The sequence below is a fragment of the Brevundimonas viscosa genome, assembly GCF_900116065.1.
GTDB lineage: Bacteria > Pseudomonadota > Alphaproteobacteria > Caulobacterales > Caulobacteraceae > Brevundimonas > Brevundimonas viscosa.
On record NZ_FOZV01000002.1, the window covers coordinates 373,082 to 398,593 of the forward strand.

General features: G+C 71.0%; 25 protein-coding genes and 3 tRNA genes. 9 read left to right on the plus strand and 19 right to left on the minus strand.

All coding sequences use genetic code 11. The features are described from left to right. Nucleotides 1–255 precede the first annotated feature (255 nt). Together BM333_RS06120 and sseA are read left to right on the plus strand one after the other, a co-directional pair. Nucleotides 256–1,476, plus strand: a complete 1,221-nt coding sequence (locus BM333_RS06120) for a class I SAM-dependent methyltransferase (RefSeq protein ID WP_092308580.1) — start codon at nt 256–258, stop codon at nt 1,474–1,476. A 22-nt stretch (nt 1,477–1,498) separates the two neighbouring features. Next, on the plus strand, nt 1,499–2,338 hold the full coding sequence (gene sseA / locus BM333_RS06125; protein WP_092308405.1) for a 3-mercaptopyruvate sulfurtransferase: 840 nt from the start codon (nt 1,499–1,501) through the stop codon (nt 2,336–2,338). On the opposite strand, the gene BM333_RS06130 is transcribed toward sseA, so the two are convergent. Then, a complete protein-coding gene (locus BM333_RS06130) occupies nt 2,335–3,648 on the minus strand; it encodes a dicarboxylate/amino acid:cation symporter (RefSeq protein WP_092308407.1) in 1,314 nt (437 codons plus the stop codon). The genes sseA and BM333_RS06130 overlap by 4 nt on opposite strands. A gap of 30 nt (nt 3,649–3,678) precedes the next feature. Further along, nucleotides 3,679–4,788, minus strand: coding sequence for an amino acid ABC transporter substrate-binding protein (locus BM333_RS06135; RefSeq protein WP_092308409.1), 1,110 nt, complete (start codon nt 4,786–4,788; stop codon nt 3,679–3,681). An 80-nt stretch (nt 4,789–4,868) separates the two neighbouring features. Here BM333_RS06135 and metC point away from each other — a divergent pair, with 80 nt between their 5' ends. Beyond that, nucleotides 4,869–6,047 carry a cystathionine beta-lyase gene (gene metC, locus BM333_RS06140; RefSeq protein ID WP_092308412.1) on the plus strand — a complete coding sequence of 393 codons (1,179 nt, stop codon included), beginning with the start codon at nt 4,869–4,871 and terminating at the stop codon, nt 6,045–6,047. On the opposite strand, the gene BM333_RS06145 is transcribed toward metC, so the two are convergent. Next, nucleotides 6,034–6,807 (minus strand): exodeoxyribonuclease III, encoded by a 774-nt coding sequence (locus BM333_RS06145; protein ID WP_092308414.1) that lies wholly within the window; start codon nt 6,805–6,807, stop codon nt 6,034–6,036. The genes metC and BM333_RS06145 overlap by 14 nt on opposite strands. A 96-nt stretch (nt 6,808–6,903) precedes the next feature. On the opposite strand from BM333_RS06145, the gene BM333_RS06150 reads away from it, so the two are divergent. Further along, the gene (locus tag BM333_RS06150; RefSeq protein WP_092308417.1) at nt 6,904–7,983 is read left to right on the plus strand and encodes a hypothetical protein; all 1,080 of its coding nucleotides are present in this window, start codon (nt 6,904–6,906) and stop codon (nt 7,981–7,983) included. A 24-nt stretch (nt 7,984–8,007) separates the two neighbouring features. On the opposite strand, the gene BM333_RS06155 is transcribed toward BM333_RS06150, so the two are convergent. The 4 genes from BM333_RS06155 to BM333_RS06170 all read right to left on the minus strand — a co-directional run bounded on the left by BM333_RS06155 (nt 8,008) and on the right by BM333_RS06170 (nt 9,611). Next, nucleotides 8,008–8,084 (minus strand) — tRNA-Arg (locus BM333_RS06155). A gap of 56 nt (nt 8,085–8,140) precedes the next feature. Then, entirely contained in the window at nt 8,141–8,446 is a 306-nt protein-coding gene (locus BM333_RS06160; protein WP_092308419.1) for an ETC complex I subunit, read from the minus strand. Between the two features lie 62 nt (nt 8,447–8,508). Beyond that, the gene (locus tag BM333_RS06165) at nt 8,509–9,024 is read right to left on the minus strand and encodes an HAD family hydrolase (protein WP_092308421.1); all 516 of its coding nucleotides are present in this window, start codon (nt 9,022–9,024) and stop codon (nt 8,509–8,511) included. A gap of 17 nt (nt 9,025–9,041) precedes the next feature. Next, the gene (locus BM333_RS06170; protein WP_092308423.1) at nt 9,042–9,611 is read right to left on the minus strand and encodes a hypothetical protein; all 570 of its coding nucleotides are present in this window, start codon (nt 9,609–9,611) and stop codon (nt 9,042–9,044) included. 136 nt (nt 9,612–9,747) lie between these two features. Between BM333_RS06170 and BM333_RS06175 the strand changes: the two genes are divergently transcribed. Together BM333_RS06175 and BM333_RS06180 are read left to right on the plus strand one after the other, a co-directional pair. Beyond that, nucleotides 9,748–10,764, plus strand: a complete 1,017-nt coding sequence (locus BM333_RS06175) for a hypothetical protein (RefSeq protein ID WP_143105782.1) — start codon at nt 9,748–9,750, stop codon at nt 10,762–10,764. Between the two features lie 20 nt (nt 10,765–10,784). Further along, nucleotides 10,785–11,342, plus strand: coding sequence for a fasciclin domain-containing protein (locus tag BM333_RS06180; RefSeq protein ID WP_092308427.1), 558 nt, complete (start codon nt 10,785–10,787; stop codon nt 11,340–11,342). A 724-nt stretch (nt 11,343–12,066) separates the two neighbouring features. On the opposite strand, the gene BM333_RS06185 is transcribed toward BM333_RS06180, so the two are convergent. The 7 genes from BM333_RS06185 to BM333_RS06215 form a co-directional block, all read right to left on the minus strand. Next, a tRNA-Pro gene (locus BM333_RS06185) sits at nt 12,067–12,143 on the minus strand. Between the two features lie 54 nt (nt 12,144–12,197). Further along, entirely contained in the window at nt 12,198–12,668 is a 471-nt protein-coding gene (locus tag BM333_RS06190; RefSeq protein WP_092308429.1) for a DUF192 domain-containing protein, read from the minus strand. A 29-nt stretch (nt 12,669–12,697) separates the two neighbouring features. Next, entirely contained in the window at nt 12,698–13,231 is a 534-nt protein-coding gene (locus BM333_RS06195) for a cold-shock protein (RefSeq protein ID WP_092308593.1), read from the minus strand. Between the two features lie 219 nt (nt 13,232–13,450). Next, nucleotides 13,451–13,525: transfer RNA gene (locus BM333_RS06200), tRNA-Glu, on the minus strand. A 110-nt stretch (nt 13,526–13,635) separates the two neighbouring features. Further along, nucleotides 13,636–15,441: a single-stranded-DNA-specific exonuclease RecJ gene (gene recJ, locus BM333_RS06205; RefSeq protein ID WP_092308430.1), complete on the minus strand. Its 1,806-nt coding sequence runs from the start codon at nt 15,439–15,441 to the stop codon at nt 13,636–13,638. Continuing rightward, nucleotides 15,441–16,397 (minus strand): class II fructose-bisphosphatase, encoded by a 957-nt coding sequence (glpX, locus tag BM333_RS06210; protein WP_092308431.1) that lies wholly within the window; start codon nt 16,395–16,397, stop codon nt 15,441–15,443. Before glpX ends, recJ begins: the two co-directional genes overlap by 1 nt. Nucleotides 16,398–16,459: 62 nt before the next feature. Next, nucleotides 16,460–16,903: a hypothetical protein gene (locus tag BM333_RS06215; protein WP_092308595.1), complete on the minus strand. Its 444-nt coding sequence runs from the start codon at nt 16,901–16,903 to the stop codon at nt 16,460–16,462. Nucleotides 16,904–16,994: 91 nt separating this feature from the next. Between BM333_RS06215 and phaC the strand changes: the two genes are divergently transcribed. Continuing rightward, on the plus strand, nt 16,995–18,974 hold the full coding sequence (gene phaC / locus BM333_RS06220; RefSeq protein ID WP_092308433.1) for a class I poly(R)-hydroxyalkanoic acid synthase: 1,980 nt from the start codon (nt 16,995–16,997) through the stop codon (nt 18,972–18,974). Next, a complete protein-coding gene (locus tag BM333_RS06225; protein ID WP_092308435.1) occupies nt 18,971–19,348 on the plus strand; it encodes a hypothetical protein in 378 nt (125 codons plus the stop codon). The genes phaC and BM333_RS06225 overlap by 4 nt, the downstream gene beginning before the upstream one ends. Here BM333_RS06225 and msrB read toward each other — a convergent pair. The 4 genes from msrB to rplM all read right to left on the minus strand — a co-directional run bounded on the left by msrB (nt 19,332) and on the right by rplM (nt 22,026). Beyond that, nucleotides 19,332–19,826, minus strand: a complete 495-nt coding sequence (gene msrB, locus BM333_RS06230; RefSeq protein WP_092308437.1) for a peptide-methionine (R)-S-oxide reductase MsrB — start codon at nt 19,824–19,826, stop codon at nt 19,332–19,334. The two genes, BM333_RS06225 and msrB, sit on opposite strands and share 17 nt — an antisense overlap. Nucleotides 19,827–19,875: 49 nt before the next feature. Beyond that, nucleotides 19,876–20,811: an N-acetyl-gamma-glutamyl-phosphate reductase gene (gene argC, locus BM333_RS06235; RefSeq protein ID WP_092308439.1), complete on the minus strand. Its 936-nt coding sequence runs from the start codon at nt 20,809–20,811 to the stop codon at nt 19,876–19,878. Nucleotides 20,812–21,058: 247 nt separating this feature from the next. Then, nucleotides 21,059–21,550 carry a 30S ribosomal protein S9 gene (gene rpsI, locus BM333_RS06240; protein WP_092308441.1) on the minus strand — a complete coding sequence of 164 codons (492 nt, stop codon included), beginning with the start codon at nt 21,548–21,550 and terminating at the stop codon, nt 21,059–21,061. Between the two features lie 2 nt (nt 21,551–21,552). Further along, complete coding sequence (rplM, locus tag BM333_RS06245) at nt 21,553–22,026, minus strand: 50S ribosomal protein L13 (protein ID WP_177221817.1); 474 nt, start codon at nt 22,024–22,026, stop codon at nt 21,553–21,555. 994 nt (nt 22,027–23,020) lie between these two features. Between rplM and BM333_RS06250 the strand changes: the two genes are divergently transcribed. Beyond that, entirely contained in the window at nt 23,021–24,430 is a 1,410-nt protein-coding gene (locus tag BM333_RS06250; RefSeq protein ID WP_092308445.1) for an alkaline phosphatase PhoX, read from the plus strand. Here the strand turns inward: BM333_RS06250 and BM333_RS06255 are convergent. Continuing rightward, nucleotides 24,399–25,466 (minus strand): COX15/CtaA family protein, encoded by a 1,068-nt coding sequence (locus BM333_RS06255; RefSeq protein WP_092308447.1) that lies wholly within the window; start codon nt 25,464–25,466, stop codon nt 24,399–24,401. The two genes, BM333_RS06250 and BM333_RS06255, sit on opposite strands and share 32 nt — an antisense overlap. Nucleotides 25,467–25,512: the final 46 nt, after the last annotated feature.

Below are 25,512 nucleotides of genomic sequence, written 5' to 3' on the forward strand. Positions count from 1 at the left end.
CGAGAGCCTGTGACGCGCTTCTGCGGCGATCAGGTGGCGCCGACCGGCGGGCGACGCAAGGTGGCATGCGCCGCGCCCGTTCGGCGAGGGCATCCGGCCGGCGAGCTGCGCCGTATCCCGCCGACGCCCTCGCTGTGTGGAGTAAGCCGACCGATGCCAGGATCCCCGTCGCGCCGCGCCCGCCGGCGCCTGCCCGCCCGGACTCTCGCGGAACGGGGATTGACGACCGCCCCGCGGCTACCCAACATCGCCGCCATGACCTCGGTGACCGCCGACCGTCTGGAGCCTGGGGCCCGCACCCCGCGCGGGTTCGCCCTCCTGTTGCGCCTCCTCACCGCCAACTGGCGCGTCGGCCGTCTGACCGTCCGACTCCCCAACGGCGCGATCCACCAGCTTGAAGGCGACGCGCCGGGCCCGTCCGCGGTGCTGGAGGTGCGCGACTACGGCTTCGCCCGGCGGGTGCTGGCCGCCGGCGACATCGGCTTCGCTGAAGGCTACATGGCCCGGGAGTGGGAGACGCCGCATCTCGCCGCGCTTCTCGAGGTGCTGGTGCGCAACCAGCAACACATCAGCCGCCTGTTCCGGGGCAATGCGATGATCCGGGCGCTGAACTGGCTGGCCCACCGGATGAACCGCAACAGCCGCGCCGGCTCGCGCAAGAACATCCACGCCCACTACGACCTCGGCAACACCTTCTACGCGACCTGGCTCGACCCGACGATGACCTATTCCTCGGCGCGGTTCAGCCGCGCCGGCATGGCGCTGGAGGCGGCGCAGCGCGAGAAGTACGCCTCCCTTGCCCGAATGATGGACCTGCAGGCCGGCCACTCGGTGCTGGAGATCGGCTGCGGCTGGGGCGGCTTCGCCGAGTTCGCGGCGACGGAGGTCGGAGCCCGGGTCACCGGCATCACCATCTCGCGGCAGCAGTACGACTTCGCCCGGCAGCGCATGTTCAATGCGGGCCTGTCCGATCGCGCCGACATCCGACTGGTCGACTACCGCGACGTCGAGGGGCGGTTCGACCGGATCGCCTCGATCGAGATGTTCGAGGCGGTGGGCCAGGAGTACTGGCCCGCCTATTTCGGCAAGATCCACGAGGTGCTGGCTCCCGGCGGCAGGGCCGGCCTGCAGATCATCACCATCGACGACGCCCACTTCGGCGGCTACCGCAAGCGGGCCGACTTCATACAGAAATATATCTTCCCCGGCGGCATGCTGCCGTCCGAGGCGGCGCTGAAGCCGGTGGTCGACCGGGCCGGGCTGGCCTGGGGGACGGTCGAGCGATTCGGCCGCGACTACGCCGAAACGCTGAAGCTGTGGGACCAGCGTTTCCAGTCGGCCTGGCCGGAGATCAGCCGCATGGCCGGGTTCGACGAGCGTTTCCGCCGCCTGTGGCGCTTCTACCTGGCCTACTGTGAGGCCGGCTTCCGCTTCGGTCGCACCGACGTGATCCAGCTGGCGCTGGCGAAGAGCTGACCGCCGGCGTAGCCGTGCACCCATGCCCGACCCCAGCCCCCTGATCTCCACCCACGACCTCGCCGCCCGCCTCGGGGCCCAGGATCTGCGGATCGTCGACGCCAGCTGGCATCTGGACGGGCGCGACGGACGCCCGGACTTCGTGGCGGCGCGCCTGCCCGGCGCCGTCTTCTTCGACCTCGAGGCCAGTTCGGACAGCTCCGGCGATCTGCCGCACATGCTGCCTTCGCCCGAAGCGTTCGCCGCTCGCATGGGCGCCCTCGGGCTGTCCGAGGCGGACCACATCGTGGTCTACGACACGCTTGGCCTTCGCTCGGCGCCGCGGGTCTGGTGGATGCTGAAGGTCATGGGCGCGCGCCGGGCGCAGGTGCTGGACGGCGGCCTCCCGGCCTGGCGCGAGGCCGGCCTTCCGCTCGACAGCGGCCCGGCGCCCGAGCCGCGCCCGGCGGTGTTCCACGCCGGGTTCGACGCCGACAGGGTCGCCTCGATGGACGACGTGCGCCACGCCCTCGAGGCCGGCGAACAGGTGCTCGACGCCCGCCCGGCCGCCCGCTTCCGCGGTGAGGCGACCGAACCGCGTCCGGGGCTCCGCTGCGGCCACATGCCCGGCGCGCGCAACCTGCCCTTCCCTGAGGTGGTGGACGCCGCCGGCCGGCTAAAGGCTCCCGGCGAGCTCCGCGCGGCCTTCGCCTCGGCCGGGATCGATCCCGACCGGCCTGTCATCACCACCTGCGGCTCGGGCGTCACCGCCGCCATCCTCGGCCTCGGCCTGGCCGCGCTGGGCCGGTCGTTCCGCCTCTATGACGGCAGCTGGGCCGAATGGGGCGCGCCCGACGGCGGCCCCGTCGCGATCGGCGCCTAGTCGGCCGGAGGCGCCACCGGCTCCGGAAGATCCGGCGGCACGATCTCGTCGCTCTCGCCGCGCGAGACCACGGTCGCCGCCACCAGGTCGCCGGTGACGTTCAGCGTGGTCCGGCACATGTCGAGGAAGCGGTCGACGCCCAGCACCAGGCCGATGCCTTCGGCGGGCACGCCGACCATGGTCAGGATCAGGGCGATGACCGGCAGCGATCCGGCCGGCACCCCCGCCGTGCCGATGCCGCCGAGGATGCAGACCAGCATGACGATCAGCTGTTGCGTCAGGCTCAGATCGACGCCGAAGAACTGCGCCAGGAACAGCACCGTCACGCCCTCGAACAGGGCGGTGCCGTTCTGGTTCGCCGTCGCCCCCACGGTCAGCACGAAGCGCGAGATGCGACGCGGCAGCTTCAGCTTCTCTTCCGCCGCCTTCAGCGCGATCGGCAGGGTGGCGTTTGACGAGGCGGTCGAGAAGGCGACCACGAAGGGCTCGCGCACGCCGCTGGCGAAGCGCAGCGGATTCATGCCGCCGAAGATCCAGACCAGCAGCGGATAGACCACGAACATGTGGATCGCCATGGCCCCCAGCGCGACCGCGGCGTAGGCGCCCAGCCGGACCAGCAGATCCCAGCCGAACACCGCCGCCAGGTTGAACATCAGGGCGGCGATGGCGACCGGGGCCAGTTTGATGACGAGGTTGATGAGTTTCATCATCACCTCGAACAGCCCCTGCAGCGTCTCCTGCAGCCGGTCGGTCGAGGGCGACTTGGCCATGACCATGCCGATGCCGAAGATCAGGGCGAACACCATCACCGGCAGGATCTGGTTCTCCGAGGCCGCGGTGACGACGTTCGAGGGGATCATGTCGAGGAAGAACTGGCCCGCCTCGATGCTCTGCGGCGCATTGCCGACGATGGCCGAGGCGCCCTCGGCCCCGTCGGCCAGCAGTTGCCGCGCCAGCGCCGGATCAACGCCCGCGCCCGGCTGGAACCAGTTGACCATGACCAATCCGACCGCGACGGCGATGGCCGAGACCAGGATGGTGAACAGCAGGGTCTTCAGCCCCACCCGGCCCAGCGACTTGAGGTCGCCCATCTCGGCCACGCCCACGGCCAGGGCCGAGAACAGCAGCGGCAGCACCAGCATGAACAGCAGGCGCAGGAAGATCTGGCCCACGGCCTGGATGATCTCCATCACCCAGGGCACGACCTCGAGGCCGTTCAGATTGACGAAGAGGCCGCCGCCCAGACCGGCCAGAAAGCCGACCAGCATCCAGACGTAGAGCGGAATCCCGCCGCGTTTCGTGGTTTCCATGAAGCTCCCCCGGGCCCTGTGGCGGCGTGGTTATCGGATGGGCAGGGCGTAGATCAACCCGCCGGGCCGCGCGTTCCATTGTGCGTTGAGGCCGCGCGCCAGGTCGAGAGAAGAATCCGCCCCGATGTTTCGGGCGAAGATTTCCCCATAGTTGCCCTCAGCTTCGATGGCTCTCTTAATCCAATCCTTCGACAGGCCGATCATCGGCCCGACGTCGCCCTCGACGCCCAGCAGGCGACGCATCGTCGGGTCGCGCGATGCCTCGGCCAGCTGGCCGGCGTTTTCCCGGGTGACGCCCAGCTCCTCGGCGAGGATCAGTCCGTTGAGGGTCCAGCGCACGATCGAGGTCCACGCCTCGTCGCCTGCGCGCACCGCCGGCCCCAGCGGCTCCTTGGAGATCACCTCGGGCAGGATGGCGTGCTGTTCCGGATTGCCCAGCAGGGTGCGGGCCGCCGCCAAGGCGGAGACGTCGGCGCTGAAGGCGTCGCAGTCCTCCCGTGCATAGGCTTCTCGCGCCGCATCCTGGCTGGCGGTCACCACCGGGCGATAGGCGATGCCCCGCGCCCGGAACCAGTCGGCCACGTTGAGCTCAGAGGTCGAATCCCTCTGAACGCAAATCCGCGCGCCGTTCAGCTCGACGGCGCTGGCCAGGTCGAGGGCGCGTCGCACCAGGAAGCCCTGGCCGTCGTAGTAGTTGATCCCGGCGAAGCGCACGCCCTCCTCCGCCTCGCGCGCCAGCGTCCAGGAGGTGCTGCGCCACAGCACGTCGATACGGCCGCTGCGCAGCGCCTCGAAGCGCTGGCTGGTGGTCAGGGGCACGAAGCGGACCGCGTTCGGGTTGCCCAGCACCGCCGCGGCGAGGGCGCGGCAGAAGTCGGCGTCGAAGCCGCGCCACTGGCCCCGGTTGTCGGTGTAGGCGAAGCCCACCAGGCCCTCATGGACCCCGCAGTTCAGCCGGCCGCGCCGCTTCACGGCCGCCAGCGTCGGACTGTCGAACTGGGGCGCGGCGGCGTCAGTGCGGACCGGCTGCGGCTCCACGACCTCCTCGGCCGGCTCGCCACGGCCGCAGGCGGCGACCGAAAGCCCGAGGACGAGCGCCGCGCTCGTCGCCTTCCACCAACCTGCCGTCCGTATCCGCATCCCGCGCCTCGCCGCCGCTCTTGCGCCCCCGCCCGTTTAGAGGCCTTTGGAGGCTTCACCGCAACCCTTGGGCAGGCGTGATGACCGCACGATCCGACCGGACCCGCCTGATCGCCGGCGCCACCCGCCGGGGCGCCGGCCGGCGCCCGGTCTCCCCGCCGGTCGAGCGCGCCTCGACCCTCCTTAACGACGACCCCGCCGCCATGCGTGACGAGACCGCCGGCCCGGTCTACGGCATCGAGGACCTGACCGCCGCCCGGGAGCTGCGCGCCGCCGTGGCCGGGCTCGAGGGCGCCGTCGACGCCTGGCTGGTTCCGTCCGGGCTCGCCGCAGTGACGGTCCCGCTGCTGGCCCTGCTGCGGCCCGGCGACGAGGTCCTCGCCACCGACGCCCTCTACGGCCCCAGTCGCCGTTTCCTGAACCGCTGGCTCGCGCCGCGCGGCGTGTCGACGCGTTTCCACCGGGCCGAGGCGTCGATCGACGGGATTCTCGCCGCCGTGACGGACCGCACCCGGGTCCTGCTGATCGAATCGCCCGCCTCCCTGACCTTCGAACTGGCCGACGTCCCGGCCCTGGCCGCCGCCTGCCGCGCCCGCGGCGTGATGACGGTGATGGACAACACCTGGGCCGCCGGTCTCGCCTTCCGTCCGCTGGCCCATGGCGTCGACGTCAGCGTCCAGGCCCTGACCAAATACGCCGGCGGCCACTCCGACCTGCTGATGGGCTCCATCGCCGTCGCCGACGCCGCCGCCGGGCGGCAGATCGCCGGCACGATCGAGGACCTCGGCTGGCGGGTCTCGCCCGACGACGCCTGGCTGGCCCTGCGCGGCCTGCGCACCCTGCCGCTGCGCTACGCCGAACAGGCGCGCTCGGCCCTGCAGGTCGCCGGGTGGCTGCGCGGCCGGCCGGAGGTGGCCGAGGTTCTCTACCCCGCCCTGCCCGGCGCGCCCGCCCACGCGCTGTGGCGTCGCGACTACGGGGGCGCCGCATCGCTGTTCGGGGTGGTCATGAAGGGCGGCGATGAGGCCGCCGCCCACGCCCTGATGTCGGCCCTCGAGCTCTTCGGCTTGGGCTACTCCTGGGGCGGCTTCGAGAGCCTGATCACCCACGAGACCGGCCAGCTGGCCCTCCGCGAGCGGCCGCCCCGGCTGGCCGGCGAACTGCTCCGCCTCCACGTCGGCCTTGAGGATCCCGCCGACCTGATCGCCGACCTGGAGGTAGGCCTCGCAGCCTGGAACGCCGCCCTCAGTCCAGGGTGATCCAGACCGGCGCGTGATCGCTCGCCTTCTCCCCGCCGCGCACCTCGCGGTCGACCCCGGCGTCGGTCAGCCGCGCCGCCGCCGCCGGGCTGAGCAGCAGGTGGTCGATCCTGAGGCCGGCGTCGCGCTCCCACGCCTGACGGAAATACTGCCAGAAGGTCCACGGCGGCGGGTCGTGCGGGAAGCGCTCGCGGATCCCGTCCGTCCAGCCCTGCTCCAGCAGTTCCGCGAACGCCGCCCGACCCTCCGGCTGCAGCAGGGCGTCCCTCTTCCATGAGCGGCTGTTGTAGATGTCCGCCTCCGTCGGCACGACGTTGTAATCGCCGGCCAGCACCACCGGCGCCCCGGTCGCCAGCAGCGTCGCCGCATGGGCGTTCAGGCGCGCCATCCACGCCAGTTTGTAGTCGAACTTCGGCCCCGGCTGCGGATTGCCGTTGGGCAGGTACAGGCAGCCGACCAGCACGCCGCCGACCGCCGCCTCGATGTAGCGACTCTGCGCATCGGCCGGATCGCCCGGAAGCTCGCGCCGGGTCAGGACCGGTTCGCCGATCCGTGACAGGATGGCCACGCCGTTCCAGCGATGCTCGCCCTTCCAGACGGCGTCGTAGCCGACCTCGCGCAGCGCCTTCGCCGGGAACTGGATGTCCGTGGCCTTCAGCTCCTGCAGGCAGACCACATCTGGCTGGGTGGTTTTCAGCCACGCCAGCAGGTTGGCCAGCCGCGTGTTGATCCCGTTGATGTTGAAGGTGGCGAGCTTCACCCCCGCTCAACGGCGCCGCCGCGGCGTCGGTTTCCGTCAGTTCGCCCCTGCGGTTCAAATGCTAGGCTGCCCCGACTCCCCAGCCGCCGAGGGCGCATGACCGAGCCGCACCCGATCTATTCGGACCCCACCGGGCCCGACCTGATGCCGCCGCGCCCGCCCGACCTCGTCCTCGGGGCCCTCAGCCTGTGGATCGAGGGTCCGCAGGGGTCGGCGGGTTGGCTCGATACCGTTGTCTACGTCGGCGACCACTTCGAGACCCTGATGCATACGCGCGGGCCGCTAATCCAGAGGTCCGCCCTCGCGGCCTTCGCCGAGGACCTGCGCGAGCTGGCGGCCAAGGAGGCCGGCGAGGTGTTCCTGCCTTCCGACGGCGGCTCGCTCGGGCTCCGCCTCACGCGCTACGAGGGCGTGATGGGCGGCGCCTATTGCGAGGTCGCCTATCGCTTCTATTCGGCCGACCTCCGACTGAGCGTTCGCTGCCAGCGGACCGAGCTCGGGCCGGCTGCGGACGGGCTGCAGATCGCGCTCGACCGGCTGGCCCGCCGGCGCGCTGCGCAATGGCTGCCGGCCCTGCTCGGCGGCCCGCCCCAGGTGCGCGAACGGCTGGCGCGGCTGGTCGGCCCGATCGGAAGCAAGCCGGCCCCCGACCGCCCCACGCGGCCGCCGCCGGCCCCAGCGCCCGAGCCGCCGCAGGGCCCGGCGCCCGAGTTCGAGTTCACCTTCGAGAGCCACGGCTGGCACGGTCTGACCGTCCGCCTCGGCGACCAGCTCGGCGAGATGGGCGGTAGCGACATCGGCGACGGCCTCGACGAACTGCTCCGCGCCGCCCTGCAGCTCGCCGCCGGGGCCCCGCACGCCGAGGTCCTGTTCAACGCCGAGCCGGGCCTGACCCGCCTCCGCTTCGAGGCCCTCTACGGCTACGCCGGCCATCCTCCGCATCGGCCTTGCCGCATCCGCATGACCGACGAAAGCGGCTTCAGCGCCTCCGCCGAGGGGGTCGAGTTCGAGGCCGTCTGCGGATCGACCCTCTACGTGGCCCGCGCCCTCTACCGCATGGCCCTGCCCCACTTCACCGACAACGACCGCGCCGACCGCCTGACCTTCGCCGCCCTTGAGGGCGCGCTGGCGGGGATCGAAGCGGCGCGGGAGGCGGATTCGGCGCACGCGCCATAGCCGGCCCGCGTCCTCCTGCCCCCTTGGCGCGCCCTGCAGGATTCGAACCTGCGACCGTCCGCTTAGAAGGCGGGTGCTCTATCCAGCTGAGCTAAGGGCGCCCGGAGGCCATCGCTTGCGCCTCAAGTAGCGCGAAGCGCGGTAGGCGCACCAGAATTCAATGCGTCCACGGGACCTTGCGGAAGGGGGCGAAGTTATCGGCGTAGGCCTTGAGGATCACCGGCGGCTCCTGCGGCTCGTGCAGGCGGAACGGGATGCCGTAGCGCTCGGCGTAGGCGATCGCCTCCTCCTTCGAATCGAAGGTCAGCCGCACCTGGCCGTTCATGTCCGACGACGAGGTCCAGCCCATCAGCGGGTCGATGGTCCGCGCCGAGGCCGGCTCGAACTCCAGCCGCCAGTCCCTGGACTTGGCCTTGCCGGACTGCATGGCGGTCTTGGCGGGGCGGTAGATGCGGGCGAGCATGGATGAACCTCTTCGTCCGGCCGCAGCCGGTGGTCCGGCTCTAGGACGCCCGGCCGCGCCGATCAAGCCGGCTCCGCCTCCGCGGCCGGTTCCAGAAAGCCCAGCCGGCGCAGTTCCGCGATCGACCCCGCGGCGCTGGTGTGGGTGATAAACACCCCGCCTTCCTGCTCCCAGAGGTGGCGGAACTTCACCGTGTCGTCGACCAGGGCGTCGCCGGGATGGCAGTGCTCGCGCTTCAGCGCCGCGCGGGTGGTGATCACCTCGACGCCCGGGAAATGCCGCCCCGCCCAGCGCCGCTTCTGCGCCTCGGCCCAGCCGCCGCGGGGCAGCCCGGTCAGGATCACCGGCTCCCGATGCCGCACGGCCGCATACAGATCCATGGCATCCGGCAACAGCTCAAGCCGGCCGAAGAAATCCTCGGCCGACCCGAGCCGCGCCCAGAAGGCGCGAAGGCCGAAGCGCGCCTCGAAGGCCCTCGGCGGCATGCCGAGGACCTCCGCAGCCCCGCGCTCGAAGTCCGCGAGCACGCCGTCGCAGTCCAGATAGATGCGCGGCCGCGGTCGCGGCGACTTCGACACGGCCCCGGCCGCCGCGATCAGCGCCGGTCGTCGGCGTCGCTGCGCCGCGCGCCGTTGTTCCGGTCCGAGTGTTGACGGAACTGGCCTTCGCTCCAGGTCGTGACCACCGCCTCGCCGTCCAGGGAGACGGCGCCGGCGGGCACCATGCGCACGGTCCCGTCGGCCGAACGGACGAGGAAATGCACCGTGCGGCCGGCCTCGTTGCGCGTCACTTCGACGATCTCGCCCAGATTCGCCCCGTCCGAGCTGCGAACGGTGACGCCGGTTTGCAGGGCGGCGTCGACAGCGGCGCCGTCACGGTCGGCGCGCAGGCCGGCGCGGGCGTTGGTGTCAGCGCGCGCGTCGACATCCGGCGCCGCGTCCCGCGCCATCCGCCGGCTGTTCGAGACGGTGTCGCGGGTCCGGTCCCGGGCGCCGCGAAGGGTGTCGCCGAGGTGGCCGGCCGCCGGGCCGACGGCCGGACGGTCGATGCGGCCGGAGACGCCGCCGGTCACCTGGCCGCCGAGGCCGCCGGCGATCTGGGCCGCCGCCGGCCCGGCCGCGATCAGCGCGGCCGCGGCGGCGGTGCAGGTCAGAAATCTGGTCATGGAAAGCGTCCTTGTTACAGCCCCCTGCCGGGAGCTGAAACGGTCGCGGCGCGCCGCTGTTCCCACTCCGTGCGGGTGCCGGCGCCGGAACCGTCGCTCGGCGGTCCACGTTCCGATGCCCACGATGGAGGCCGCCATGAAGCACCTTGCAACCCTCAGCATCACCCTCGGCGCCACGCTCGCCCTTGGGCTCGCCGCGCCAGCGGCGGACGCCCAGAACCCCGGACGTGGCGGCGAGAACGGCCGCGGGCCGGAGCGGGCGGCCGGGCGTCAGGACAACGACAACGGCAACCGGGGCGGCGACCGTGGTCGCGGTCCCGAACGCAACGCGGAGCGGCAGATGGAGCGCCGGGTCGAACGCGAGGCCGAGCGCGTCCGGAACGTCCGCCAGAACGAGGCCCGCGACCTCGAACGCCGTCTGGACCGCGCGCGCGAGGTCCGGCGCGACGAGGCCCGGAACGTGGAGCGGCGGCTCGAACGCGACCTGGACGCGGTGCGCGACCGGGGCCGCGACGAAGCACAGCGGCTCGATCGTCGGCCCGAGCGGGACGACGACCGGCTCTTTCCGATCGTCCGCGATCTCGACCGTGGCCTCATCGCCGGCTGCCCGCCCGGGCTGGCGAAGCGGAACAATGGCTGCCTGCCGCCGGGACAGGAGCGCAAGATCGCCAGGGCCAGCTCCTACTGGCTGTGGGACCGGGGCGACGACTACCGCTATCGCTTCGACGAAGGGTACATGTACCGCCTGAACCCGCGCGGCGACCTCCTGGGCTGGCTTCCAGCGCTCGGCGGCGCGCTGGCGGTGGGACAGCCCTGGCCGAGCCAGTACACGGACTGGCGTCCGGCGCCGGACTACTACACCCGGTACTATGGTCTGGAGGACCGGTACCAGTACCGCTACGCCGACGGCGCGCTCTACGGCGTGGACCCCACGACCCAAGCCATCGGCCAGGTCGCCGCCCTGCTGACCGGTCAGCCGTGGACTGTCGGCCAGCCCATGCCGGCCGGGTACGACATCTACAACGTGCCCTACCAGTACCGGTCGCGCTACGCCGACACGCCTGACAGCCTGTACCGTTACAGCGACGGCTACGTGTACCAGGTCGACCCCACCACGCAGCTGGTGATGGCTGCGATCCAGTTGCTCGCCTGATCCATCCCAGGAGATCCCGGATGCGCCCCACCCGTACCGCCGCGCTCGCGGCCCTGTCCGTCCTCGTCCTCGCCGGCTGCGGGGCCAAGGAAGCCGATGACGCGTCGTCCGCAGCGGCGATCGACACCGACCGGACCCTTGCCGCGGCGCTGGACGGCGACGACGGCCACGACGTGCTCGGCGACATCGCCGACAACGCCGGCCTGGCCGATGTCTTCGCCGGCGTCGGCCCCTACACGGTGTTCGCGCCGGCGGACGCGGCCTTCCAGGTCGAGGGCGCGACGGACTTCACGGCCGACGACCACCGCACCGAGGGCGCCGCCCTGGTGCGGGCCCACGTGGTCCCGGGGGCGCTGACGCGGCAGGATATCATGGCCGCCATCGACCGTTCCGGCGGCGACGGCGTCGCCATGCGCACCATGGCCGACGGGCTGCTCACCTTCACCCGCGAGGGCGACGCCATCGTGGTCGTGGCCGGCGACGGCGCCCGCGGCCGCCTCGCCGGCGAGGAGGCGGTGGTCCGCAACGGCGTGCTCCAGCCCGTCGACGCCCTGCTGGTGAGGCCGGCGGCGGGCTGAGGCCGGCTGAAACCCGCGCCTGACTGCGGACGGAGCGAAAGCCCGCTCCCGACCCATCGCAGACGTTTCGTCAGAGAGGCTTTGCACTTTTCCTGGCAAGCCAGGCGTCGTCGAGACGTAGGATGAATACAAGGACCACTCCGAGCCCCGTGAAAACGCTCGCGGGTGGGACTGCGTAAGCAAGATGCATCGCCCACAACTCCGAGAAAGTGACTGGCTGGTCATTGAGCAATAACCACGAGTTCACTGTGCCAAATGACGCTGCACCGATCGCGATCACCGGAGAGATGCACGCGAGAAAGCAGGCGGCAGCCATGCTTGTCCGGCGCAATCGGCCTCTGGACACCAGATCGACCAAAACGACGACCAAGACGATAAACGCGACTGCGAGTCCGATCTGACCCGCGGTGATCACTGATGAGTCAACACCGTGGGAGATGGCGGAGAAAGTAAGACGGCCCTGGTGTTGGCCGCTCACCATAACTGGCTCGTGTCCTGACACGCTTCGCTCCGCTGCCGCCATCCACCGAAGATCAGCTTCAGGCTTATCACTCTCGCCTGCAACAGCAGTGGCGACCACGCCTATAGAGCCTTCGAGCGTCCGCACCCGACCCTTAGCGGGCATTCGGAAACGTGCTTAGGTCGGGCATGGCCTTGAGCCGGCCGAACGTCGCGCCCGGAGGACACTCTTCACCTTTCGCATGAAGAGCCCACCTATAACCCATGGTCGGGGCGGCAGGATTCGAACCTGCGACCCTCTGCTCCCAAAGCAGATGCGCTACCAGGCTGCGCTACGCCCCGATCCAGGGAGGCGGCCTCATGCCACGCCGGGCCGGCCGCCGCAACGCACGGCGCCTATTCCGAGGCGAAGAACGGGTGCCGGACCACGTCGCCCGGCTCGGCGCCGATCTCGGCCGCCCGGCCGCCGCGGATCTCCAGCACGCCGCTGGCCGGACCGTTCGAGGGGATCACGGCGTCCGAATTCGGCGTGGCGTTGCGGGCGATCGAGACGATGCGGCCGCGCGGGTCGATGTAGATGATGTCCAGCGGGCTGGGCGTGTTGCGCATCCAGAAGCCGCGCTCGGCCACGTCGGGGAACTGGAACAGCATGCCGCGGTCGTCGGCCAGCGGCGGCCGCTCCATCAGGCCCCGGGCCCGTTCGGCGTTGTCGTCGGCGATCTCGACCATGAAGCGGTGTTCGCCCGTGTCGGTGACCACGGTCAGGGGCTCCAGCGGATTGCCGTTCGCGTCCTGGGGCGCGCCCGCGCAGCCCGCCACCAGCGCCAGTCCGACCACGCCCGCCAGAATTCCGCGACGATTCGACATGCTCTCTCCGCCCTGACTGGGGCGGCCGATCAGCCGCCCGGCCTGATTTCCGCGACCACCAGACCCTTGGGGCCCTCGGCGAACCGCACCGAAACCGCCTCGCCGGGCAGGAGGTCGTCCAGCCCGCAGCGACGCAGCGTCTCCACGTGCACGAAGATATCGCCCGCCTGCCCGTCGCGCACCACGAATCCGTAGCCTTTTGTGCGGTTGAACCATTTCACCACCGCCGGCTCCAGCGGCGCGTCGCCGGCGGCGACGGCGAACACCGCCGGCCGCACGCCGTCGGGGGCCGCCCGACGCGGCGCCGCCAGGGCGGGGTCGCCTTCGCCCAGTTCGTGGATCGTCACCACCTGCCATCCCTTGGGGCGGCGCACGCAATCGCAGGATATGGTCGCCCCTTCGGCCGCGGACTCGCGCCCGCTGTCGCGCAGGCTCGAGATGTGCAGCAGCACGTCCTTGAGATCGGTCATGCCGGGGTCGTCGGGAACGATGAAGCCGTAACCCTTGCCCGGATCGAACCACTTGACCCGCCCGGCGATCCGGATCGCCGTCATGGTCTCCATATCCTCGTAGTCGGACACGACTTTCCCCCTGCCCACGCTCGGTGCGGGCCGCGCCTTATTTAACACGGTTCTGCGAACACCTGAAAAGCGAAATTCAGGTCGGGCCGGGTTGTGTTAAGGATTTCTCACAACCGACGCAACGGCAAAGCCGTACGGCGGCGCGACGGCCATGGCGGCGGGCGGCGAGGATGTGTCTGCAATGGAGGAGAAAGCCCCGCGTGGCAGTCCCTAGGGGAATCGAACCCCTCTTTTCAGGTTGAAAACCTGACGTCCTAACCGATAGACGAAGGGACCGCTGCGCGGGGAGCCGGCGATATAGCCGCCGATTCCGAAGGGTGCAAGCGGGGGCCGCGCACTTTTTGAACGAACGGCGACGTCCGTTCGGCGGCCCTTCGCCAGCGCGCTCAGCCGGCCAAACGCGGGTCGGCGACGTCCTCGATCTCCAGCTGGACGCCGCGGCGGCCGTTCCAGTCGTCGGCCTTGAGCCGGCCCGCCACGCTCAGCCCGCCGCCGCCCGCCAGCAGGGCCTGTCCGCCCGGGAGATCGGCGCAGCGCCAGGCGATGGCCTTGACCGCCGAACCGTCGGGTCCGGCCAGCCGGCACCGCACATGGCCGCCGTTCATGGCTGTCGCCTCGCGCACCGACACGTGCTCCAGCGCGAACATCGGCTCAGGATTCGCCGGCCCGAACGGGGCCAACTGCTCGAACTGCTCGAACAGGGCGCGCGTCGCCGCGCGCGGATCGACGAGGGCGTCGACCTCCACCGCGTCCAGCGCCTCGGCCGCCGGCTGCTCGCCCGCCATCCGCTCATTGAGGAAATCGCGCAGGCGGGCGATCGAATCGCTCTTCACCGTCAGCCCGGCCGCCATGGCGTGGCCGCCCCCGGCCAGCAGCACGCCGGCCTCCCACGCCGCCTGCACCGCCCGGCCCAGGTTCATGCCCGGCTGGGAGCGGCCCGACCCCTTGCCGACGCCGTTGACGGCGTCGACGCCGATCACCACCACCGGCTTGCGCCAGCGCTCGCGCAGCCGCCCGGCCACGATGCCGACCACGCCCGGATGCCAGTCATTCCCCTCGACCACCACCACCGGGCTGCCGTCCGCATGGGCGCCGGCGGCCTCGACCCGCCGCACCGCCTGATCGGTGACCTGCCGCTCGACCTCGCGCCGGGCCAGGTTCAGGGCATCCAGCTCCTCGGCCAGCGCCCGCGCCTCCTCCGGGTCATCGGTCGACAGCAGCCTGGCCCCGAGATCGGACCGGCCGATTCGCCCCCCGGCGTTTATCCGCGGCCCGAGGATGAAGCCGGCGTGGTTGCACTTGGCCGGCCCCGGCTCGGCCCCGGCCGCCGCCAGCAGGGCCCGCAGGCCGGGATTGGCCCAGTCCGACATGACCCGCAGCCCCAGGCTGGTGAGGGCCCGGTTGAAGCCGGTCAGGCCGGTGACGTCGCAAATCGCCCCCATCGCCGCCAGATCCAGCCAGCGGCGGATGTCCGGCTGCTCGCGCCCGTCGAACATGCCGCGGGCCCGCGCCTCGCGGTTCAGCGCCGCCAGCAGCACGAACACCACCCCGGCCGCAGCCAGGTTGCCCTGCCCCGAGTTGCAGCCCGGCCGGTTGGGATTGACCACGGCGAGGCACTCGGGCGGCTGCTCGCGCATCAGGTGGTGGTCGATCACCACCACCTTCAGCCCGATGGCGCAGGCGTGCGCCACCGCCTCGTTGGCGGCCGCCCCGCAGTCGACGGTGATGACCAGATCGGCCCCGCGCGCCTTCAGCGTGTCGAAGGCCTTCGCGCTGGGTCCGTATCCCTCGGTCAGCCGGTCGGGGACATAGATGGGCAACTCCGCCCCCATGGCCCGGAACCAGCGCACCAGCAGCGCCGCGCTCGAGGCGCCGTCGACGTCGTAGTCGGCGAAGACGTGCACCGACGCCCCGGCCTGCACCGCGTCGACGATGGCGCCGGCTGCGGCGTCCATGTCCATGAAGCTGGACGGATCGGGGAACAGGGCCTTCAGCGTCGGCGCCAGGAAATCCGCGCCCTGGTCGGCGCGCACGCCCCGGGCCGCCAGCGCCCGCGCCAGCGGCTCGTCCAGGCCCAGCGCCTGCATGTGGGCGCGCACCACTCCCGCATCGGCGGGCCTCTGTCGCCACGCGCGGCCGGACAGCGAGCGGGAGACGCCCAGAAACGCTGGCGGCGTCCCCCCGTCCGCCATCAGACCGGGCGCGTCATGCGGATGCGACGAACCGTGCGGGTGGAGGAGTCCATCACCAGCGTATGCGTGCTCACGAAGCCGCCGCGCATGGCCACGCCGTCCAGCATGGCGCCCTTGGTGACGCCAGTGGCGGCGAAGACGGCGTCGGTCGAGACCAGCTCGTGCAGGTCGTACTTGCGGTCGAAGTCGGTGACCCCGGTCTTCTCCGCCCGGGCCCGCTCGTCGTCGTTGCGGAAAATCAGCCGGCCCTGGAAGTGGCCGCCGACGCACTTCAGCGCCGCCGCCGCCAGCACGCCTTCCGGCGCCCCGCCCGAGCCGAGGTACAGGTCGATGCCGGTCTCCGGCTCGGCGGTGTGGATCACCCCCGCCACGTCGCCGTCGGTGATCAGCAACACCTTGGCCCCGACCTCGCGCAGGGCGGCGATCAGTTCGGCGTGGCGCGGCCGGTCCATGACGCAGACGGTGATCTGGTCGGGACGCACGCCCTTGGCCGAGGCCAGCGACCGGACATTGTCCTGCGGGCTCATGTCCAGGTCGACCGTGCCGGGCGCATAGCCCGGCCCGCAGGCGATCTTGTCCATGTAGGTGTCAGGCGCGTGCAGCAGGCCGCCCTTGGGGGCCATGGCCAGCACCGCCAGCGCATTGGCCATGGCCTTGGCGGTCAGGGTGGTGCCTTCCAGCGGATCCAGCGCGATGTCGATCGCCGGGCCCCGCCCCGTGCCCACCTTCTCGCCGATGTACAGCATCGGCGCCTCGTCGCGCTCGCCCTCGCCGATGACGATGCGGCCGTCGATGTCGAGCGCGTTCAGCGCCGTGCGCATGGCGTCCACCGCCACCTGGTCGGCGTGCTTCTCGTCGCCGCGGCCGACCTGGGCGAAGGCGGCGATGGCGGCCAGTTCGGTGACCCGGGCGGCGTCGGCGGCGAGCGTGGAAGCGTAGGGGGCCGTGTCGGCCATGGGCGTTCTCCTGAGGGGGAAGATCCCCGGATTCTGTCGTCCGGGCGATGGAAAGGATGGGATCAGCGGCGCGGGATCGGCGGCGGCGCCCGGCCGCGCTCGCGGGCCCGGCGGGCGAACGCCTCGATCTCGGCCGCGGTCTCCGCCGTCACCGGGTCGACCTCGACGGCCCCGACCCGCGCCCGCGCCGCTTCCGCGTAGGCCGCGGCGTCGCCCGTGGTCTGCCAGTCGATGCGCGCCGCCGCCGCCGCCAGTTCGCCCGAGGAGCCCTCCAGCGCGTCCACCCGGGCGGCGATCTCCGCCGGGGCGGGGGGGAGCTCGGTCTGGCGCGGAAAGTCCGCCCAGCGCGGGTATTCGCGGTTGGCCGCGACCAGCGACTCGACCCGCGCCGCCGCCGGCGAGCCAGGGTCCACGGCGGGATCGAAGGCTCCGATGCAGCCGGCCAGCGCCGCGCCGCCGCCCAGGGCGACCGCGACGGCTGCGAATTTCCGGATCGACGCGTTCATTTCCCGGCCGGTCATATGCCATGATCGGGACCGGCGGAAGGGCGCGCGCCGACCCTTGCGTCCGAACCTGACGTGTCCCGGAGCTTCACCCATGGCCCGACGCCCGACCGAGCCGCCCGCGCCAGACGCCGCCCCGCGCCCGGCGCGCAAGCCCGGCCGTCCGACCTCGGCCAAGCCGCCGCGCCCGCGGGCGAAGAAGGCCGCCCCGGCTCCGGCCCCGGAGGCAGCGTCCGCGCCCGAGCCTCCGCGGGTCGAGCCGCCGCCGCCCCCCGGGCCGCCGCCGGCCGTCCCCGCCGACCCCTTCGCCGGCCAGCGCGAAATGCTCGAGACCCTGTCGCTGAACCTGGCCCGGGCCGCCATGACGGCCCAGTCCGCCATCGCCGAAGCCGCCCTGGCCCAGGCCGACCGCCCGGCGGCCCTGTCGCCCGACCCGTTCAACGTCGGCCCGGCCATGACCAGCGTCATGTCCAGCCTCGCCGCCCGGCCCGACAAGCTGTTCGCCGCCCAGGCCGACCTGTTCGGCCGCTATATGGACCTGTGGGCCTCCACCGCCCGCCGCGCGGCCGGCGAGGAGGCGCCGCCGGAGACGTCGAAGGACAAGCGCTTCAAGGATCCCGCCTGGACCGAGAACCCGCTGTTCGACGTCATGCGCCGCTCCTACCTGACCACGGCCGAGTGGATGAACGGCCTCGTCGCCTCGGTCGAGGACGTCGACCCCCGCACCAAGCGCCGCGCCGAGTTCTTCACCAAGCTCCTCACCGACGCCTTCTCCCCCGCCAACTTCCTCGCCTCCAATCCGGCCGCCCTCAAGGCGCTGGCTGAGACCAGCGGCGAATCGCTGGTGAAGGGGATGCAGAACTTCGCCGCCGACCTCGAGCGCGGACGGGGCAAGCTGGCCATCAGCCAGGCCGACTACGGCCGCTTCGAGGTCGGCCGGAACGTCGCCACCGCCCCCGGCCAGGTGGTCTGGCGCGACGAGCTGTTCGAACTGATCCAGTACGATCCCGCCACGGACAGGCAGCGCGCCATCCCGCTGCTGATCTTCCCGCCGTGGATCAACAAGTTCTACATCCTCGACCTGCAGCCCGAGAACTCGATGATCCGCTGGCTGTCGGCCCAGGGCTTCACCGTCTTCGTCTGCTCGTGGGTCAATCCCGACGTCGACAAGGCGAACTACGGCTTCGACGACTACCTTCAGAAGGGCATCTACCGCGCCATCGAGAAGGCGCTGGAGCAGTCGCAGGCCGGGCGCATCAACACCGTCGGCTACTGCATCGGCGGCACCCTCATGGGCGCCGCCCTCGCCCACATGGCCGAACACAACGACGACCGCGTCGCCGCCAACACCTTCTTCGCCGCCCAGCACGACTTCGCCGAGGCCGGCGACCTGCTGCTGTTCACCGACGACCACTGGCTGAAGGAGATCGAGCAGCAGATGGACGCCGCCGGCGGCGTCCTGCCCGGCGCGGCCATGGCCGACACCTTCAATGCGCTCCGCGCCAACGACCTGATCTGGTCGTTCTTCGTCTCCAACTACCTGATGGGCAAGGATCCGCCGGCCTTCGACCTGCTGTTCTGGAACGCCGACCAGACCCGCATGCCGAAGAAGCTGCACATGGACTATCTGCGCTCCATGTACGGCCGCAACGCCCTCAGCCAGGGCGAATTCGAGATCGGCGGCGTCAGGGCGGACCTGTCGAAGGTGAAGATCCCGCTCTACTTCCAGGCCAGCCGCGAGGACCACATCGCGCCGATGAAGTCGGTCTGGCGTTCGGCCAAGGCGTTCCGCAACGCCGACGTGACCCTGACGCTGGCCGGCTCGGGCCACATCGCCGGGGTGGTCAATCCACCCTCGGCCAACAAGTACCAGCACTGGACCAATCCACAGCTGCCGGAGACCCTCGACGCCTGGCTGGCCGGCGCCGAACAGCACCCCGGCAGCTGGTGGAACCACTGGGCCGACTGGCTCCACGCCCGCTCGGGCGACTGGGTTCCGGCGCGGAATCCGTCCAAGGGTCCACTCAAGCCCATCGAGCCCGCGCCCGGCTCCTATGTGAAGGTCAAGTCTTGAACCGCAACGTCAACGTCCTGCTGGCGGTCACCAGCGTCCTCGCCCTGACCCTGGTCACCGCCAGCGCCATCGTCAGCGCCCGGCCGGAGCAGGCGCCGATCTACCTCGGCGCCTCGCTGTTCAGCGCCCTCGGATTCATGCTGCTGAACGGTCTGTGGATGCACAGCCGCAAGCGCAAGCCGAAGCCGCTGATTGACCGCCACGCCCCCGTCACGGTGATCATGGCCATGGTCTTCCCGCTGGCCATCATCCTGTCGGCGGTTCTGCCGCTGATCGCGCCGACGGGCGATTACGGCCTGATGCTGATCATGGCGGGCATCTGGACCGGGCTCACCCTGCAGTCGGCCCGCGCCGCCCTCAGGCCGCCGGCCTGAAGACCAGGGCCGCGCCGTTGTTGCAGTAGCGCTTGTCGGTCGGCGCCGGCCCGTCGTCGAACACATGCCCCTGGTGCCCGAGGCAGCGGGCGCAGTGATACTCTGTACGCGGGAAGCCGATCGCGAAATCGGTCTTCGTGCCGACGTTGGCGGCCATCACCCGAAAGAAGCTGGGCCAGCCGGTGCCGGAGTCGTACTTCCATTCCGAGCGGAACAGCGGCAGCTCGCAGCCGCGGCAGACGAAGGTTCCGCGCCGGTGTTCGCGGTCCAGCGGACTGCTTCCCGGCCGCTCGGTCGCCTCGTGGCGGAGCACGCGGTAGCTGAGGTCCGGCAGACGCGCCCGCCACTGGGCGTCGCTCAACCGCCGGAACGGCGAGTTGGCGAACCGCGCCGTCTGCGCGTCGGCCCTGTCAGGGGCACACCCCGTCAGGGCCGCGGCGCCGGCGGTCAGCAGCATCGAGCGGCGATCGATCGTCATGATGCGGATACGTCGGGATGCGCCCCGCGGATCGCAAGCGGGACGGGGCTCAGGCCAGCCCCGCCCCCTCGTCGAGGCCCAGCATCAGGTTGAGGTTCTGCACCGCCGCCCCGGACGCCCCCTTGCCGAGGTTGTCGAGCAGGGCGACCAGCCGCGCCTGTTCGCCGTCGCGATCGCCGAACACGTGGAGCCGCATCCGGTTGGTGCTGTTCAGCCCTTCCGGATCGATCCCGCTCATCGCCTCGGTCTCCTCCAGCGCGGCCACCTCGACGAAGCGCGCGTCCGCATAGGCCTCGACCAGCGCCCCGTGGACCACCTCCACCGAGGGCGACGCCGGCAGAGCGGCGAGATGCAGCGGAACCTCGACCAGCATGCCCTGCCGGTACGCCCCCACCGCCGGCGCGAACAGCACCGGCCGCTCCAGCCCCGTGTGCCGCGTCATCTCCGGCACGTGCTTGTGCTTCAGCGACAGGCCATAGGCGCGATACGGCGGCGCCCCCTCCCCGCTCTCGAACTCGGCGATCATCGTCTTGCCGCCGCCGGAGTAACCCGACACCGCATCGACCGTGACCGGCCACCCCGCCGGGATGATTCCCGCCGAGACCAGCGGCCGGACCAGCCCGATGAAGCCGGTCGGATAGCAGCCCGGGTTCGACACCCGCGTCGCCGTCGCGATCCTCTCCCGCTGCCCCGGCGCCATCTCCGGAAAGCCGTAGGTCCACGCCGGATCGACCCGGAACGCCGTCGAGGCGTCGATCACGCGCACCGCCGGGCTGTCGATCATCGCCACCGCCTCACGCGCCGCGTCGTCAGGCAGGCACAGGACCACCGCGTCGGCGCTGTTCAAGGCCTCGCGCCGCGCCTCGACGTCCCGGCGGCGATCTCCGAGCAGGATTAGTTCGAGGTCGGAGCGGCGCTCGAGCCGCTCGCGGATCTCCAGCCCGGTGGTCCCGGCCTCGCCGTCGATGAAGATGGAATGTGGCATCAACGCATCTCCTTCCCTTCTCCCCTTGCGGGAGAAGGTGGCCCCGCGGAGCGGGGTCGGATGAGGGGTCGCACGAACCCCCCGGAATCCAGCGAATGTGGGGCGTGCACCGGACATGTCGGCGCGACCCCTCATCCGTCAGGCTTCGCCTGACACCTTCTCCCGCAAGGGGAGAAGGAGCCCGGAAAAGAAGAAGGGCGCTCCGGTCTCCCGAAGCGCCCCTCCATATCCGCTTTCGCGATACGCCTTAGCGCTTCGAGAACTGGAACGAACGGCGGGCCTTGGCGCGGCCGTACTTCTTGCGCTCAACGACGCGGGCGTCACGGGTCAGGAAGCCGTGGGGCTTCAGGACCTTGCGCAGCTCCGGCTCGTAGTGCGTCAGGGCGTGCGACAGGCCGTGGCGGATGGCGCCGGCCTGGCCCGACAGGCCCGAGCCCTCGACCGTGCAGACCACGTCGAACTGGGTCTCGCGGCCGGTGACGACCAGCGGCTGGGCGATCATCATGCGCAGCACGGGACGAGCGAAATACTGCTCCTGGTCCTTGCCGTTGATGGTGAACTTGCCGGTGCCCGGCTTCACCCACACACGGGCGATGGCGTTCTTGCGCTTGCCGGTCGAGTAGGCGCGGCCCTGGGCGTCCAGCTTCTGGACGTGGACGGGAGCCTCCTCGGCGGCCGTGCCCATGCCCTTCAGGGCGTCGAAGCCGGTGGCGGTTTCGGTGTTGGCGACGTCGGTCATGCTCAGACGCTCCGGGTGTTCTTGGCCGACATCGACTTGAAGTCGATGGTTTCCGGCGACTGGGCTTCGTGGGTGTGCGTCGCGCCGGCGAACAGGCGCAGGTGCGTCATCTGCTTGCGGGCCAGCGGGCTTTCCTTGGGCAGCATGCGCTCGACGGCCTTCTCGAGCACGCGCTCGGGGAAGCGGCCGCCCAGCACCTTCTCGGGCGTGGTCGACTTGACGCCGCCCGGGTGACCGGTGTGGCGATAGTAGACCTTGTCGGTGTTCTTGGCGCCGGTGAACACCACCTTGTCCACGTTGGTGACGACGACGTAGTCGCCGCAGTCGACGTGCGGGGTGTAGTCCGGGCGGTGCTTGCCGCGCAGACGGTTGGCGATGAAGGTCGCGAGACGGCCCACGACGACGCCTTCGGCGTCGATGTGGATCCACTTCTTCTCGACCTCGGCCGGCTTCAGCGAAGCCGTGGTGCTCTTCAGCATTGCGAGGGTTCCTCGGGGACGAAACGGGCTGCCCCTCCCGAAGCCGGGACGAGCGGAAGGCGCGCTGATAGAGGATGGACGAGCGCCGGTCAATGGCGCCCGTCGCGGCTTCCAAGCGATAGTATGTTGTATTTTCCCGATATTTTGTGTGCGGTATTAAAATACCCCATGTCTCGCGGAGCGCGGCCGCCATCGCTGGTTCATCACCAAGGACACCAAGGACACCAAGGGGGCACGAAGGACACGAAGAGAGCACGCCTGTCCCCACCGCCCGCGGGCCGCAGGCCCGCAATCAGGATTGGAAGGCGTCGCCCTGCGGGCGCCGCAGTGGCCGCCGGCCCCTTCGTGTCCTTTGTGGATCTTTCGTGTCCTTCGTGATGAACCAACCCTCTCAGCCGCTCCCGGGCGCCGGGAGTTAATGTTTAAATCCCCTATCGCACGCACATCGCCCGCTGCTTTCATTGAACAAACCACGGCAGGCAGCGTCATTTCCCCGCCATGGGAAGAACCGCCCCTACGCTCCTCCCATCCCGTCGATGGGGAGGGCGTCGGATCCACGACCTCGACGACGGCGGGCTGTGGTCGAGCGATGAAGCCGGGGCGAAGGGCAGTCCCGGGGTCCTCGTGGACGTCGAGTGGATGGCGTCCCTTGCTCGCCGCGCGCCAATGGAATGCGGGCTGCTGTCGGCGTCTCAAGAGCGCCGTCATGTCCGCCCCGCGTCGAAGGCAGCAATGTCTTCGGCGGAGATCCGGCCAGGCTCGAATATCAGGGCCGCCAACCGGAGAGCGCGCGATCCAACGACCGCGCGGGGCGTCAGTCTCGTCGAAACGGTAATCATCTCACAGACCGGGCGAGGCCCGGCGCCCCGCTCCCTTCCCACCCTCACCGCTTCCCCCGGAAGCGGCGAACAGACGCGCCCGCCGTCACAAATCCCTGATGACCCGCCCGCGTCGGCCGGTCCATAACCGCGCCCGAGTTCTGGAGTCTCCCATGCTGTTCGACCGCCGCCGCCTGCTCGCCACGGCTCCCGCCGCCCTCGCCTTCTCGGGCCTGGCGCGCCACGCGGCCGCCCAGGCTGCGGGCGAGGAGACCTACGTCAACCAGGTCCACGGCTACGGCCCGCTGGTCCGCGATCCGAACCGGCTGCTCGACCTGCCAGAGGGCTTCACCTACCAGGTCGTCTCCCAGAGCGGCGACACCATGGACGACGGCCTGTTCGTCCCCGGTCAGCCGGACGGCATGGGCTGTTTCGATCTCGGCGGCGGCAAGGTCGCCCTGGTCCGCAACCACGAACTCAAGGGCTCCAGCGCCCTGCACCGCAATCTCGGCCCCGGCGGCTTCCACCAGGAGCGAATCGGGCTGCTCGATCCGGCGAGGGCCTACGACACCTACAAGGACGGCCGTCCCCTTCCCGGCGGAACGACCACCCTGGTCTACGATCTCGAGGCCCGGCGCACCGTCAGCCAGCATCTGTCGCTGGCCGGCACCTCGACCAACTGCTCCGGTGGCCACACGCCCTGGGGCAGCTGGCTCACCTGCGAGGAGACCGAACAGACCCCGGCCGACAGCGACGTGACCCGGCCCCACGGCTTCATCTTCGAGGTCCCCGCCCGCGCCTCCGGCCTCGTCGATCCCGTGCCCCTGACGGCCATGGGCCGCTTCGATCACGAGGCCGTCTGCATCGACCCCCGGACCGGCGTCGCCTACCTCACCGAGGACAAGAACGACGGGCTGTTCTACCGCTTCCTGCCCGCCACCCCCGGCAGGCTGGCCGACGGCGGCCGACTGCAGGCCATGGCCTTCAAGGGCCAGCCGGGCGCCGACACCCGCAACCAGGAGGCTCGCGAATGGGCCGTTGGAGACTGGCGCGAGGTGGTCTGGATCGATCTCGAGGACGTCGAATCCCCGAACGCCGACCTGCGCATGCGCGGCCACGCCGACGGCGCCGCCCTCGTCGCCCGCGGCGAAGGCGTCTTCTGGGGCGACGGCGAGCTCTACATGACCGCCACCTCGGGCGGTCCGCTGCGGCGCGGGCAGATCCTGCGCTACGTCCCCTCCCCCGTCGAAGGGCAGAGAGGCGAGGCCCGCCGCCCCGGCCGGCTGCAGCTGTTCCTCGAAAGCGCCGACGAGAAGACCCTCAACATGGGCGACAACATCACCATCGCCCCGTGGGGCCACCTCGTCGTCTGCGAGGACAACTACTCCACCGACACCCGCAACCACCTCAAGGGCGTGACCCCCGAGGGCGAGGTCTATGCAATCGGCCGCAACGTCTTCGCCGGCAACTCGGAGTTCGCCGGCGCCGTGTTCTCGCCGGACGGCGAGGTGCTGTTCGTCAACATCATGTACCCGGGGATCACCCTGGCGATCAGAGGCCCCTGGACCTCGGTCCGGAGATGAAGAGCCGCGGCTGCGACCGGCGGACCAGCCACAGGTTCACGGTCGCCGCCGCCAGCACCAGGGCGGCGCCGGCCTGGTGCAGCGCCCCCAGCCAGAGCGGCACGGCGTGCATCAGGGTGACGACGCCAAGGATCGCCTGCAGCCACAGGGCCGCGGCCAAGATGAAGGCCGAGGCGCCCAGCCCCTCGGCCAGCCGCCAGCGCCACGCCTGCACCGCGTACGCCGTCCCGGCGAGCAGCAGGACGTAGGCCCCGATCCGGTGGTTGAACTGCACCAACGCCTGGTCGTGCAGGAAGGCCAGCGCCCCCGCCCCCCACTCCGCCGGCGGGAAGAAAGCCCCGTTCATCAGCGGCCAGTCGGTGTAGACGAAACCCGCCTTGGCGCCGCCCACCAGCCCGCCCAGCAGGCACTGGGCGAACACCGCCGCCAGCAGCAGGCCGGCGCCCCAGCTCCAGCCCGAAGGCGACCGCGACGTCTCCTCGCCGTTCCACGCCTCCAGCCCCGTCCAGATCAGGCCGCCGAAGATCAGCAGGGCGAGGCCCAGGTGCACGGTCAGGCGCTCCGGCGCCACGTCGACGCGCTCGCTCAGGCCGCTCGACACCATCCACCAGCCGATCAGCCCCTGCAGCCCGCCCAGCGCCAGCAAGGCGACGCAGCGCCCGATCAGCCGTCGCGGGATGCGCCGCATCAGCAGCAGGATGGCGAACGGCAGGGCGAAGGCGAGCCCGATCAGCCGGCCGAGGAAGCGGTGCGCCCACTCCCACCAGAAGATGCCCTTGAACTCGCCCAGCGTCATGCCGGCGTTGACCTGCTCGTACTGCGGAATGGCCTTGTACTTCTCGAAGGCCTCGGCCCAGTCGGCCGCGTTCATCGGCGGCAGGGCGCCCATGATCGGCTTCCATTCCGTGATCGACAGTCCCGAGCCGGTCAGCCGCGTGACTCCGCCGACCACGACCATGGCGAACACGAGCGCCGCCACCGCCCACAGCCAGATCGCCGTGGCCCGGCTTTCGTCGCCCCCGAACAAACGCTTCATTCGACGCTCGCTGATCCGCTCGCTACAGTGCCGCCGCGCCACTGGT

Coding starts and splice junctions, on each gene's coding strand:
- BM333_RS06120 (WP_092308580.1), top strand. CDS start 256: ATGACCTCGGTGACCGCCGACCGTCTGGAGCCTGGGGCCCGCACCCCG.
- sseA (WP_092308405.1), top strand. CDS start 1,499: ATGCCCGACCCCAGCCCCCTGATCTCCACCCACGACCTCGCCGCCCGC.
- BM333_RS06130 (WP_092308407.1), bottom strand. CDS start 3,648: ATGGAAACCACGAAACGCGGCGGGATTCCGCTCTACGTCTGGATGCTG.
- BM333_RS06135 (WP_092308409.1), bottom strand. CDS start 4,788: ATGCGGATACGGACGGCAGGTTGGTGGAAGGCGACGAGCGCGGCGCTC.
- metC (WP_092308412.1), top strand. CDS start 4,869: ATGACCGCACGATCCGACCGGACCCGCCTGATCGCCGGCGCCACCCGC.
- BM333_RS06150 (WP_092308417.1), top strand. CDS start 6,904: ATGACCGAGCCGCACCCGATCTATTCGGACCCCACCGGGCCCGACCTG.
- BM333_RS06160 (WP_092308419.1), bottom strand. CDS start 8,446: ATGCTCGCCCGCATCTACCGCCCCGCCAAGACCGCCATGCAGTCCGGC.
- BM333_RS06170 (WP_092308423.1), bottom strand. CDS start 9,611: ATGACCAGATTTCTGACCTGCACCGCCGCCGCGGCCGCGCTGATCGCG.
- BM333_RS06175 (WP_143105782.1), top strand. CDS start 9,748: ATGAAGCACCTTGCAACCCTCAGCATCACCCTCGGCGCCACGCTCGCC.
- BM333_RS06180 (WP_092308427.1), top strand. CDS start 10,785: ATGCGCCCCACCCGTACCGCCGCGCTCGCGGCCCTGTCCGTCCTCGTC.
- BM333_RS06190 (WP_092308429.1), bottom strand. CDS start 12,668: ATGTCGAATCGTCGCGGAATTCTGGCGGGCGTGGTCGGACTGGCGCTG.
- BM333_RS06195 (WP_092308593.1), bottom strand. CDS start 13,231: ATGGAGACCATGACGGCGATCCGGATCGCCGGGCGGGTCAAGTGGTTC.
- recJ (WP_092308430.1), bottom strand. CDS start 15,441: ATGGCGGACGGGGGGACGCCGCCAGCGTTTCTGGGCGTCTCCCGCTCG.
- glpX (WP_092308431.1), bottom strand. CDS start 16,397: ATGGCCGACACGGCCCCCTACGCTTCCACGCTCGCCGCCGACGCCGCC.
- BM333_RS06215 (WP_092308595.1), bottom strand. CDS start 16,903: ATGAACGCGTCGATCCGGAAATTCGCAGCCGTCGCGGTCGCCCTGGGC.
- phaC (WP_092308433.1), top strand. CDS start 16,995: ATGGCCCGACGCCCGACCGAGCCGCCCGCGCCAGACGCCGCCCCGCGC.
- msrB (WP_092308437.1), bottom strand. CDS start 19,826: ATGACGATCGATCGCCGCTCGATGCTGCTGACCGCCGGCGCCGCGGCC.
- argC (WP_092308439.1), bottom strand. CDS start 20,811: ATGCCACATTCCATCTTCATCGACGGCGAGGCCGGGACCACCGGGCTG.
- rpsI (WP_092308441.1), bottom strand. CDS start 21,550: ATGACCGACGTCGCCAACACCGAAACCGCCACCGGCTTCGACGCCCTG.
- BM333_RS06250 (WP_092308445.1), top strand. CDS start 23,021: ATGCTGTTCGACCGCCGCCGCCTGCTCGCCACGGCTCCCGCCGCCCTC.
- BM333_RS06255 (WP_092308447.1), bottom strand. CDS start 25,466: ATGAAGCGTTTGTTCGGGGGCGACGAAAGCCGGGCCACGGCGATCTGG.